The 11,888-nt window shown below is 55.0% G+C and carries 11 protein-coding genes and 1 pseudogene; 7 read left to right on the forward strand and 5 right to left on the reverse strand.

Annotated features, from left to right (window positions below):
• Positions 1–64: 64 nt before the first annotated feature.
• The 5 genes from VSS37_RS14260 to rrtA form a co-directional block, all read right to left on the reverse strand.
• Complete coding sequence (locus VSS37_RS14260) at positions 65–985, reverse strand: DnaJ C-terminal domain-containing protein (RefSeq protein ID WP_324696293.1); 921 nt, start codon at positions 983–985, stop codon at positions 65–67.
• A gap of 81 nt (positions 986–1,066) precedes the next feature.
• The gene (locus VSS37_RS14265) at positions 1,067–1,501 is read right to left on the reverse strand and encodes an Hsp20/alpha crystallin family protein (RefSeq protein ID WP_324696294.1); all 435 of its coding nucleotides are present in this window, start codon (positions 1,499–1,501) and stop codon (positions 1,067–1,069) included.
• A gap of 97 nt (positions 1,502–1,598) precedes the next feature.
• Positions 1,599–2,465: a YicC/YloC family endoribonuclease gene (locus VSS37_RS14270; protein ID WP_324696296.1), complete on the reverse strand. Its 867-nt coding sequence runs from the start codon at positions 2,463–2,465 to the stop codon at positions 1,599–1,601.
• Positions 2,466–2,512: 47 nt separating this feature from the next.
• Positions 2,513–3,163: a ComF family protein gene (locus VSS37_RS14275; protein ID WP_324696298.1), complete on the reverse strand. Its 651-nt coding sequence runs from the start codon at positions 3,161–3,163 to the stop codon at positions 2,513–2,515.
• 23 nt (positions 3,164–3,186) lie between these two features.
• A complete protein-coding gene (gene rrtA / locus VSS37_RS14280; RefSeq protein ID WP_324696299.1) occupies positions 3,187–3,786 on the reverse strand; it encodes a rhombosortase in 600 nt (199 codons plus the stop codon).
• Between the two features lie 55 nt (positions 3,787–3,841).
• Here rrtA and gspG point away from each other — a divergent pair, with 55 nt between their 5' ends.
• From gspG to VSS37_RS14315, 7 genes and pseudogenes are all read left to right on the forward strand, one after another.
• Positions 3,842–4,270, forward strand: coding sequence for a type II secretion system major pseudopilin GspG (gene gspG / locus VSS37_RS14285; RefSeq protein WP_324696301.1), 429 nt, complete (start codon positions 3,842–3,844; stop codon positions 4,268–4,270).
• Positions 4,271–4,279: 9 nt separating this feature from the next.
• Entirely contained in the window at positions 4,280–4,810 is a 531-nt protein-coding gene (locus VSS37_RS14290; protein ID WP_324696302.1) for a prepilin-type N-terminal cleavage/methylation domain-containing protein, read from the forward strand.
• Positions 4,811–4,812: 2 nt separating this feature from the next.
• Positions 4,813–5,229: a type II secretion system minor pseudopilin GspI gene (gspI, locus tag VSS37_RS14295; protein WP_324696304.1), complete on the forward strand. Its 417-nt coding sequence runs from the start codon at positions 4,813–4,815 to the stop codon at positions 5,227–5,229.
• Positions 5,226–5,837 (forward strand): type II secretion system minor pseudopilin GspJ, encoded by a 612-nt coding sequence (gene gspJ, locus VSS37_RS14300; protein ID WP_324696307.1) that lies wholly within the window; start codon positions 5,226–5,228, stop codon positions 5,835–5,837. Before gspI ends, gspJ begins: the two co-directional genes overlap by 4 nt.
• A gap of 207 nt (positions 5,838–6,044) precedes the next feature.
• Positions 6,045–7,157, forward strand: coding sequence for an efflux RND transporter periplasmic adaptor subunit (locus VSS37_RS14305; protein WP_324696308.1), 1,113 nt, complete (start codon positions 6,045–6,047; stop codon positions 7,155–7,157).
• A 30-nt stretch (positions 7,158–7,187) separates the two neighbouring features.
• Positions 7,188–10,994 (forward strand): efflux RND transporter permease subunit, encoded by a 3,807-nt coding sequence (locus VSS37_RS14310; protein ID WP_324696309.1) that lies wholly within the window; start codon positions 7,188–7,190, stop codon positions 10,992–10,994.
• A 20-nt stretch (positions 10,995–11,014) separates the two neighbouring features.
• Positions 11,015–11,888, forward strand: a pseudogene (locus tag VSS37_RS14315) (hypothetical protein); the annotation flags it as partial.

An 11,888-nucleotide genomic window follows, 5' to 3' on the forward strand; every position in this document is an offset into this window, starting at 1 on the left:
ACTGTTCTCGGTATGTAGTAGTGTCCAGTATTTTCAGACAGTTATCTGGGGAGAATGTTCCTTGTCAGGTAAGCTGCCGCCGGGGATCCCAACCAAACAGCGTTTTCATTCTGGCATAATACTCTTTTTGCTCTGCGGTATCAGCAGGGGGGGTGTTAACGTGCAGGATGATATAGAGATCACCCGGTTCTTTGCCTGGCAATCCCCTGCCTTTCAGGCGCATTTTTTTGCCGGATTGTGAACCGGGAGGGATTTTCAGGCTGATCTTGCCTGCTAAGGTTGGCACGGTAATGGTTTCGCCTAACGCAGCCTCCCAGGGGGCTATGGGCAAGTTCATGAATATGTCATTATTTTCAATCCGATATAAGGGATGCTCTTTCAATTTGACCTTGAGGAAAAAATCTGACCCATTTGGCCCTTTGCCCGGGAGGCGGATTTTTTTATCGCCGTGGATGCCCGCCGGAATATGGATCTGCATGTTGTTTCCAGTAGGCAAGCGAATGGTTTTGTTGGAACCTCGGTAAATGTCCTCCAAATCCAATTGGATGGTGGCTGTCTGTATCGGCGGGTGACGGCCGTCGCTTGGCTGGGGGGCGGATTGGTTGCGGCGAAAACCTCCGCCGAACAGCCCCTCAAAAAAGTCGCTGAAACCGGAAGAAGGTGGGCTTTGGTTGCCAAATCCTTTACGGGCAATATCTTCAAAAAATGAGGCGTTAAATTGGGATGAGCTTCCCCAGCCAGGAGGTGGTTTGACATTATCGCCTGCCCGCCAGTTAGAGCCAAGTTGGTCATATCGGGCGCGTTTCTCCGGGTCGCTTAACACTTCGTTGGCTTCATTGATTTCCTTGAAGTGTTCTTCAGCGCCATGCTCCTTGTTACGGTCAGGGTGGTATTTTGCGGCCATGCGCCGAAAAGCCTTTTTGATGCTGTCCTGGTCAGCTGTGCGCTCGACCCCCAGAATTTTGTAGTAGTCTTTGTATTCCATCTGATACCTCTGCCGCCAAGTCTACGATAAAAAACGCCGCATAAGCGGCGTTTTTTATCGTGCCATCATAAAGATTACCAATCAGGATTCAATTTGTACCGCAATTTTGCGTGGCAATACTTTCTCCTGTTTGGGGATGGTAATGTCTAGCACACCATTACTGCTTTTTGCCGTGATCTTATCACCATTAGCTGTGTCAGGCAGGCTGAAGCGGCGATGGAACCGCCCACGCACCCGCTCAACGCGCTTATAGCCTTCTTTTTCCTCGCTACTGTCGAATTCGCGCTTGCCGCTGATCGACAGTACGCCACTTTCCATGTGAATTTCAATGTCTTCCGCTTTCACGCCAGGAATATCAGCATGCAGCAACCATGCTCCAGGCGTTTCACGGATGTCGACTGCTGGCGTCCAGTCACTCATCGGGCTCGTGGTGTCCGTGTCGCGACGCATCAAGTTGTCCATTTCACGTTGCAATTGGTTCAGCAGAGACCATGGTTCATAACGGGTGACGTTCATGATGTAACCTCCATAAATTAAGGTGTTTGTTTGCTTGCTGCGAATATGGAGGCTGGCCAGGCGGTTTCAAGCAGTTTGAAGGCTTGATTTGTTGACGTTACTCAATGTTTTGCACTTGTTCGCGCATCTGTTCAATCATGACTTTGAGGTCGACAGCTGCTTGCGTGGTGTCGGAATCATTGGATTTGGAGGCAAGCGTATTGGCTTCGCGGTTAAGCTCCTGCATCAGGAAGTCAAGGCGACGGCCGACTGGCTCATCGCGTTCCAGCACATCATTGATTTCGTCCAGATGCGCCATCAAACGGTCCAGTTCTTCGTCCACATCCAGGCGTTGGGCGAGGATTACCAGTTCTTGCTCAATACGGTTGTAATCGGGGGAAAGTTTCAGCTCTTCAATGCGGTTGATGATTTTTTCCCGTTGGGCGGTAATGATGCCGGGGCGATGTTTGCGGATACGCACGGTAATTTCGGCAATTTGGTCACAGCGTTGGAAGATGAAGTCTGCCAGCCGCTTTCCTTCGCGTTCGCGCATTTCCAGCAGGTCGCCGAGTGTGTCTTGCAACAGGGCGTTGGCGTGGGCGGAGAGAATGTCCATATCCGGGGTGGCGTCCTGGGTGACGCCGGGCCAACGCAGGATGTCAACCGCTTTAAGGGGTTCGGGGTTGTCGGTAATGGCCTCAAGTTGGCGGCAGGCAATGATCAGGGCGCGGGCCAGCGGTTCATTGATGCGGATTTCGCTGGTGTTGCCTTTCGTCGGGGAGAAGCGCAGGTTGGCCTCCACCTTGCCGCGTTTGAGGTTGCCTTGGATGGTTTCGCGGATGGCGTTTTCCTGGCTGCGGAACTCTTCCGGCAGGCGCAGGCTGATGTCGAGGTAGCGGTGGTTGACTGTGCGCACTTCCCAGTTGAGCGCGCCGTGCTCAATGGTGAGTTCGCGATGGGCAAAGGCGGTCATGCTGCGGATCATGGGTGGTTGCTTCCGGATGTTTTTCAGTTGATTTAATGGTAGTCGATTTATGGTGTGAGTTCATGACTTTGGCGCAGAATGGCGCGGGCGCAAGACCAGATTTCGACTTGTTCCGCCCCATTATTCAGCAAGAGCGACGCCAACTCGCGGGTGGTGGCTCCGGTGGTGATGACATCGTCAAAAATGGCCAGGCGTTTGTGGCGCAGCGGTTTATCCAACTGGAATGCCTGGCGCAAATTATACTGGCGTTGGGCTGAGTCCAGTTCGGTTTGGGGCTGGGTGGCTTTGCTGCGCCGGATAACGTCGGTCAAGAGTGGGACGCCCAGTTGTTTCGCCAGCGGGCGCGCCAGTTCCAGCGCCTGGTTGAAGCCGCGCTTATGCAGGCGTGCCGCATGCAATGGAACTGGAAGGATGGCTTCCGGTATCTGCTCCAGTTGCGGCAACAGGCCAGTCGAGGTCAGTTCGCCCAAGGTGGCGAGTTCATGCAGGTTTTTGCCAAATTTGATGCCCAGCAGCAGGTTGCTGATGGGCGGTCGGTAGGCGAAAGCGCTCAAGCTATTGACATGGTTGGAAAGTGGCTGGTTTTGCTCGGGAAGCAGCCATGGCAAGTCTGCATGGCAGTGCTCGCACAAGGGATAGCCAGAAATGCGCGGAAGGTGGCAGAAGGCGCAGTGAGGGTTGAGTGCATGGCCTAACATTCGTCGCCAATGGGTGCAGACGTTCATCGGTTCCAGAATGGTTTCAGCAGTTGGGGAAGCCCGAGCGCCAGTCCTCCCAGCATGCCGTAAATATGCGCGGCATAGACTACCGGCGCATCAATCAGGTCGGAGGAAAGGGAAACGCCGCCATGCAGCCAGTCCCAAACGGTTTTGCCGCAGACGCCCAGCAGGATAAGGGCGGCTGTGGGCCATTCCCGTTGCACCAGCAAGTGGATGCCTGCCAGCAGATATAGCCCGTAAAGCACGCCGGAAAAACCTGCATACCAGATGAGTCCAGGGCTCAAGAGCCACAGCCCAGCACCGACGCAGGTGGTGATGAAGAGCATTTGGGCGAACTGGGTCAGCTTGCTGGTGGGGTGCTGTTGGATTAGGGCGAGTATCCAGAAGCCAAGAATATTGAGGGCGGCATGCCAATAGTTGGTATGCACTAAGCTGCCAGTCCAGATCCGCCAAATTTCGCCAGCCGCAATCAGATGGCGTTGAAATAATAATTGATCATGAAAAAACTGTAATAATGGCAGCAATACCGTGAAAATGGCGGCGAACAGGCAGGTGGCCGGGCATTTTGCAAGTCTTTGGGTGATGTCGTGGATGTGCAACATGGCGGACAGTATGCCAGAATCGCGGTCACGAAATCTTGTTTAGAGGATAAAGTGCATGAGCATTAATACAATGAAGGGGCGTCATGGGCGGCAAGCTGGTTTTTCCCTGACAGAGTTGATGATCGTTATTGTGATTATTGGGATTTTGCTGGGGCTGGTGTTCAGTAACCTGAATGTAATGGGGGATGCGCAAAACCTGAAGGCGAAAAAAGAGGTCGGCGACTTGAAGGTCAAGCTGGAGATGTACCGCGCCGATAATGGTTCATTTCCACCTTCTGGAGCGCTAAACGCTTTGGTGACCAACCCTGGCAATGCGCCACGCTGGCGTCAGTATATGAAAGCGTTGCCAAAGGACCCGTGGGGCAATGACTACCGTTATCTGAATCCGGGTACACATGGCGGTGAAGTGGACATTTACAGTATTGGCCCGGACAAGCGGGAAGGTACGGAAGACGACATCGGCAGTTGGCTGTTGGAGCAGTAGGGTTCGGCCATGCAGGCAAATCCCCGGCGGCAACGGTATGGAGAGGTGAAGGGGCAGGGGTTTTCCCTGCTGGAAATGCTGATTGTCATCTTGGTGATTGGCATCCTGTATTCCTTGGCAGGCTCCATGCTCAACCTGTCGGTTTCTGACCCGTTGAATGACGAAGTGGATCGTTTGCGGGCGCGGGTGCTGATGGCGCAGGATGAAAGCGTCGTGCGTTCCCAAGCGTTGGCGCTGGGGTTTGGGGAACGGGGGTATGCCTTTTTTGTCCAGAATGACCGCCAGCAATGGGAGCTGGTCAAGCAGGATGGTTTGCTGGGCGCGTATGAGTTCAGGGGGGAATATGAGCCAACGCTTTTCTTGCAGGGGCAGGCGGTGACGTTGCCTGCAACCAAGAATCTTCATCCGCAGGTGTTCATTTTGCCAACGGGGGAAATGATGCCTTTCGAATGGCGTTTGCGGGGAAAAGATAATCGTGAAGGCGTGGTCAAGTTTGATAACGTCGGGCGGCAGCCGGATCCGGCTGCTGAGGCGGGTTAGGCGTGCCGTGCCGTGTTCTGTCAGCCCCCCAGCAACGGGGTTTCAACCTGATTGAGATCATGTTCGCACTGCTGTTGCTTGGGTTGGTCATTGCTGTCAGCGTCGAAACCAGCAGCGGTGATTTCGCCAGCTATCAACGCATGAAAGACAGCACGCTGGCGCGTTGGGTCGCCCTGAACCAACTTGCGCAGACACAGACAGGCAAGGGTTTCCCTGCATTAGGCAAGGCCGACGGCAAGGCGGAAATGGGTGGGATGGACTGGACGTGGCGTCAGGAGATCCTGGCGATGCCGGGGGAAGATGACTTGCGCAAAGTGAAGGTCAGTGTTTTTCCGCAAGGTCAGGAACGGCAGGTGATGGCGGTGGAAGTGGGGTATGTCGCCAATCCACAGCCCAAACGCAGGAATCCGTCACAATGAAACGCTGGCGTGGTTTTACCCTGGTTGAACTGATGATTTCACTGGCCATTTTTGCCTTGATGGTGACGATGGCCTATCAGTCGGTCAATCTGCTGCTGGACGCTGGCCGCCAAGTTGAAGGGCCGCAGGCTGAGTTCCAGCAATTGCAGCGGGCGATAGTTTTTATGGGGCGCGATATGCAGCAGCTGGCTTTGTTGCGGCCGATGAACACGGGTTCAGGCCGGGTCGAAGACAACAGCATCGTCCAGCCGGAGGAAGAGGGGGTGTTGCTGGAATTTACCCGTGGCGGCAATCCTGATGTGGCGTGGCAATTGCGCGCTTCAGGCCAGATGCGCAGCACTTTGCAACGCGTGCGTTATGTGGTGGAGGACGGGAAGCTGTTGCGGCAGACCTGGAGCCTGGTCGACCATGTGGAGAATGAGCCGCCCGTGTCGTTGGTTTTGCTGGATGGGGTGGAGGGGGAACCCCGTTTCCGTTTCAAGTCTGAGCGTGGTGGGGAATTTGCAGATAAGCTGCCAAAAGCAAAAGAAAAACTGGTGGCGGTGGAGTTTTCCCTGCAACATAAGCGGTTTGGAACTATACGGCGCATTTTTATCGCATATCCATAAGGATAAGCTAATATTCTCGCCCATGTAACTGGAATTGGATGGATTTAAACGCTATAGTTTCGCCTAGATTATCGAGAGGGGATGGTGAGGATTGGGTGCACAAGCATGTAGTCAGTGTTTCCTTCCGAATGCCTTCAAGATCGTGCCGCTTTGAGGAAAGAATCAACACCAATGAGGATAAAAATAAATACGCCGAGGTTGCTGGTAATGCTCGTGTGCGCTTGTTTGTTGCCTGCTGTTGCGCAGGCGGCGGAGATTGTGCGTGCCGAAACCTCAGACTCGTTGTCCCAATCTGTGCTGGGAAGCACTGTCATCCCTTACAAGGAGGTGACATTGTCTGCGCAGGTTTCTGGGGTGGTGAAAGTCGCGGCAGGGGAGGCGGGTTCCAGCTTCAAGCAAGGTGATGTCATCATTCAGGTGGATGAATCCCAATTGTTGGCAAAGCGCAATTCCGTATTGGCACAGATTGCCATTGCCCAGGCGGCCCTGCAAAACTCCCAAGCCCAGTATACCCGTGAGTTGGTTTCGCCCCGCAGTAAAGACATTGGCAATATGCCGGGGTTTGGCCTGCCCGCAATGTTTGACATTTATGCTGTGCGCCCCTTCGCGGATTCTTTTATGGGCAATTACAACTCCGACATGGGGCGTTATACCGATTTGATGAGCAGTGCGACCGGCGTTTCCCAGGCGCAAAGCAATTTGCAGCAAGCGGTGTCGCAATTGCAGGAAATTGATGCGGCTCTGCGTGACGCCAAATCAGTTGCCCCATTTGAGGGCATCATACTGGAAAAAATGGTTGAGGTGGGTGATACTGTCCAGCCAGGCCAGCCATTAATCAAGTATGGCTATGTGAAATACAAGCGTCTATTGGCGGATGTTCCTTCTGGGTTGGTGGGTAATTTGTCAGAAGAAATGGTGGTGCCCGTGAGGATTGATGGCAACATCAATTCGATGGCAAAAGTGTCACAAATTTACCCGGTCGCCGATCCAAACCGGCATACGGTCACTGTAAAATTTGATCTTCCAGTGGACATCGTGGCAGCGCCTGGCATGTATGCGGAAGTCTATTTGCCGGAGCCAAAAAAAGGCGGCGCCAAGGTCGTCATCATTCCTAAAACAGCTTTGTTGACCGGTCGCAGTCTTCCCAGCGTACTGGTTGTGAAGGACAACAATACCTCAGAATTGCGGCTGGTTCGGCTTGGTGCTGATCAAGGCGAAGGCAAGGTGGAGGTGGTGTCCGGTTTGAGTGCAGATGAACGTGTCATTGATAAGCCGCCAGCGGGCGCTTCATCTGGCTGGATGCCTTCTGCAAACCAATAAATTAGTCCGCCTTGTAACGGTAAAGTGCTTATGACTGACTCATCCAATCCTGCTACACCACACCATAATCTGGGGCTGGCCGGTTCCATGGCCAAGGCGTTCATCACTTCCCCGTTATCATTGCTGCTGCTGCTGGCGTTTTTTGCAGTCGGGCTGCTGGGGCTGCAAATGACCCCACGTCAGGAAGACCCGCAAATCTCCGTGCCGATGGTGGATATTTTTGTCCGGTATCCAGGCGCTTCTGCCCAGGAGGTTGAGAACCTTATTTCCCGTCCGCTGGAAAGCATTATGTCGGAAATGACGGGCGTGGATCATGTTTACTCCTATTCCGCCCGTGAGCAGTCGATGGTGACGGTGCAGTTCATTGTTGGGCAGCAGTTGGAATCGTCGCTAGTCAAGTTGTACAACAAATTGGAGTCCAACAAAGACCGCATTCCGATTGGGGCGACGCCGCCACTGGTTAAGCCTAAAGGGGCGGATGATGTGCCGCTGGTGACATTGACCTTGTGGTCGAATGAAGTGGATGACGCGAATCTCCGGCTGGTGGCGCTTGATGTGCTGCAAAGCCTGCGTGAGGTGAAAAACACCAGCCAGAGCTTCATTGTTGATGGGCGGCACGAAGAGCTAAAAGTGGAAATCTTGCCAGAGCGTTTGGCAACTTTCGGGGTTTCCCTGGAGCAGGTGGCCAACGCCATCCGGATGGCCAATTCAGAACGCAATACGGGTGAAGTGGAGCCGGATGCGCGCGTCTTCCGGGTTTACAGCGGGGCGTTCCTCAATTCCGCCGAAGATGTGAAGCGCTTGATGGTGGCGGTCATCGACGGGCGTCCGGTGTATGTGCGTGATGTGGCCTCGGTGACCGAAGAGCCAAGCGACGCCAGCCGTTCAGTCGGCTATTACACAGGCCAAGGCGTCAAGGAAGCGCATGGCTGGCTACATAATTTGTTTAGCCGCGAAGAGAAGGGTGGGCTGGCACAAGAAGCGGCGGACAATGCGCCAGCCGTGACGCTGGCGATTGCTAAAAAGCACGGCACCAATGGCGTGGACGTGGCCAATGCCGTTTTGGCCAAACTGGAGTCGCTGAAAGGCCGCATTATTCCTGATAACGTGCATGTGTCGGTGACCCGCAACTATGGCGAAACGGCTAAAGCCAAGGTTGATGAGCTGATATTCAAGCTGTTTGTGGCGACTGGCGTGGTGACGCTGCTGGTGTGGTTCTTTTTGGGGCTGCGGGCTGCGGGCGTGGTGCTGATTGTTATCCCAGCGGTTATCACCACCACGGTGTTCTCGGCCTGGATTATGGGGATGACCATTGACCGGGTGAGCCTGTTTGCCTTGATTTTCTCCATCGGGATTCTGGTCGATGACGCCATTGTGGTGGTGGAAAATATTTACCGCCGCTGGCTGTTGGCGGGTGATACGGGTATTGATACGGCGGTGGACGCAGTGCGTGAGGTTGGCAACCCTACCATCCTGGCGACCGGCACGGTAATTGCGGCGTTGCTGCCTATGGGCTTTGTCAGCGGGATGATGGGGCCGTATATGCTGCCGATTCCTGTGCTGGGGTCGGTGGCGATGGTGATTTCACTGTTTGCGGCGTTTGCCTTTACGCCATGGCTGACCAACCGTTTCAAGCCGTCTTTAAAAAGCCTGCACGAGTCCGCCGAGAAAGAGCATAAGCAAGCAGCCAAGCTGGAAAAGTTGTTCCGAGGCCTGATTGTGCCGCTGGTGACTAGCAAAGCTAAAGGTAGGCTACTTCTTTTAAGCATTATTGGCGTATTTTTCGCCTTTATGCTGTTATTCTATCCGCTCAAGGCAGTGCGGGTGAAAATGTTGCCGCTGGACAACAAGCCTGAATTCAACGTGGTGTTGAACATGCCGGAAGGGACAGCCCTGCCAGTGACCGCCAACCTCATCCATACGTTGGCGAGCAAGCTGAAGGGCATTCCGGAAGTGACCGCACTGCAAACCTATGTTGGCACAGCCTCGCCCTATAACTTCAATGGCTTGGTGCGTCATTACTATTTGCGTGAGGAGTCTTGGCAGGCAGATATCCAGGTGCAACTGACGGACAAACACGACCGCAAGCGCACCAGCCACCAGATTGCGGTGGAGGCACGGGCATTGCTGCAACCGTTGCTGAAAGGGACAAATGGCAAGTTGCAGGTGGTGGAGATGCCGCCAGGGCCGCCGGTGCTCCAATCCGTCGTGGCGGAAATCTATGGCCCGGACGCCAACACCCGCCGTCAGGTGGCCGCCGACATGACCAAGTTTTTCGGGCAGGCTGAAAACTTGGGCGATGTGGACAATATGATGGAGGAGGATCATGACATCCTGCGGTTCACCGTGGATTCTGACAAGGCACAACGCAACGGCATTACTGCGGAGGATGTGAACCGTACCCTGGAAATGGCGATGGGGGGCTTTATTCTCGGCGACATCAAAAAGAATGCCCTGATTGACCCTACCCGCATTGTCATGCAGGTGCCGTTGAGCGCGCGTTCACAGATTTACCGCCTGTCGCAATTGCCGGTCACCAACCATACCGGGCAGTTTGTGCCTTTGCATGAATTGGGCACCTTTGTGTTCGATAAGCAGGACAAACCAGTCTATCGCAAGGATTTGCGCTCGGTGGAGTTTGTGACGGCGGAAACGGTTGGCCGTCTGGCCGCGCCGGTGTATGGGCAGGGTCAGGTCGAAACGTTGCTGGCGGAAGCCAACAATGGGCAGGGCTATGTCACGCCGGATGGAACCCGGTTGGTGGATCAGGCATTTTGGCTGAAGTCTCCCCAAGGTGTGGAAGGCAAGTCCGCGTTTGAATGGGGTGGCGAGTGGACGGTCACATGGGAAACGTTCCGCGATATGGGGATCGCGTTTGCCGCCGCGCTGGTGTTGATCTACATGCTGATCGTGGCGCAGTTTGGCAATTTCACCTTACCGGCCATTATTATGGCACCGATTCCTCTGACGCTGATTGGGATCGTGCCGGGGCATTGGCTGATGGATGCCGAATTTACAGCCACTTCCATGATAGGCTTTATTGCGCTGGCCGGGATTATTGTGCGCAACTCCATTCTGCTGGTGGATTTTTCCCGTGAGGCGGTGGTGAGTGGCGAAAGCGTGATGGAAGCGGTCATCCATTCCTGTGAAGCGCGCACCCGTCCTATCATCATTACCGCGCTGGCGTTGTTTGGCGGTTCGATGGTGATCCTGTCTGACCCGATTTTCCAGGGTATGGCGGTGTCGCTGATTTTTGGCGGTGCGGTGGCTACCTTGTTGACCCTGCTGGTTATTCCACTGGGTTGTATCAGCGCTGGCAAAGCGTTGGGAGGGGAGCGCCCCACGGATGGCGGCAATGGCGGTTCGCCCCAAGGCGGTGGCGGTGCGCCAACGAAGCAAGGTTCTGCCCGAGGGGGTGCCTCCCACGCAGGCGGGAACACGGCTTCGATTGCTAAGGGCGTACTGGCTTACGCAGGCATGTACGTGATTTCATTGTTAAAAAGCCTAGTCATTGGCATGGCTGGCTGGGTTGCAGCTGGCTATAAATGGCTGCGGAAGCGTAAATCACGAAATACCGCAAAGCAGGAAAAAGCCCGGCAGAAGGCGAAAACACAAGCCGCTGCGGCTGTGGCTAAAGAGGTTGCCAGTGCTGCATCAACGGTGGCTTCTGGTGTGGCAAAGCCTGAACAGGCTGTTGTGGGAGCTGTTCACACTACGGAATTGGAAAAAGCTGCCACTGATGTTGGAGCTAATGACACAATTTCAGTTTCTGGCGATGTCCAGGAGCGGAAAAAATCCTCCGGTAGGCGGGGCATAAAACTCAAGACGGATATTTAATCTGGAAGGAAGAGACTAGCATGAAGACATTTAACAAAAAGCAACTTGCGTCGGCAGTTGCCACGGCAGCGGCATCCGCTGTCCTGGTATTGGCAAGCGCAAATGTATGGGCTGAATCGACAGATTTACCTCCAGCTCCCCCTGGGCCTTTTGTGATTGACGCCCCTGCTGACCAAGGCGCATCACCAGCAACAGGCAGTCCGGCGGCAATGGCGGCTCCGGTTGCACCGCCAGCCAAACCTGAGGTTCCGGCTATGCCAGCAGGGCCAGAAGCTCCGGCTATGCCGCCACCGCCGCCAGCGCCAGTTCTGCCGGTAGCAGCGCCTGCTAACGGCAACAGCGGAGAAGCAGAAGGCGTCGAAAAGGCTCCGGCAATGATGATCCCTGAAATGAAAGCTCCGGAAATTCCGCCTGTTCAAGCAGGGCAAGCGCCAGAAGCGCCGCCTCCTGTTTCGGTTCCGGAACAACCAGCGGCTCCGCCAGCGCCTGAAGTGAAAACCGTTGAATTGCCTGCTATGGAGCCAGCGAAGCCTGAAGCCCCGGCAGCGCCAGAAGTCCCTGCGGAGCCAGCGAAACCTGAAGTTCCGGCAGCGCCAGAAGTCCCGGCAGAGCCAGCGAAACCTGAAGTCCCGGCAGAGCCAGCGAAACCTGAAGTCCCGGCAGCACCAGAAGTCCCTGCGGAACCAGCGAAGCCAGAAGTCCCGGCAGCGCCAGAAGTCCCTGCGGAGCCAGTGAAGCCAGAAGTCCCTGCGGAGCCAGTGAAGCCAGAAGTCCCGGCGGAGCCAGCGAAGCCTGAAGTCCCGGCAGCGCCAGAAGTCCCTGCGGAGCCAGCGAAACCAGAAGTCCCGGCAGCGCCAGAAGTCCCTGCGGAGCCAGCGAAACCAGAAGTCCCGG

The organism is Candidatus Thiothrix phosphatis, assembly GCF_035668035.1.
Classification (GTDB): Bacteria; Pseudomonadota; Gammaproteobacteria; order Thiotrichales; family Thiotrichaceae; genus Thiothrix; species Thiothrix phosphatis.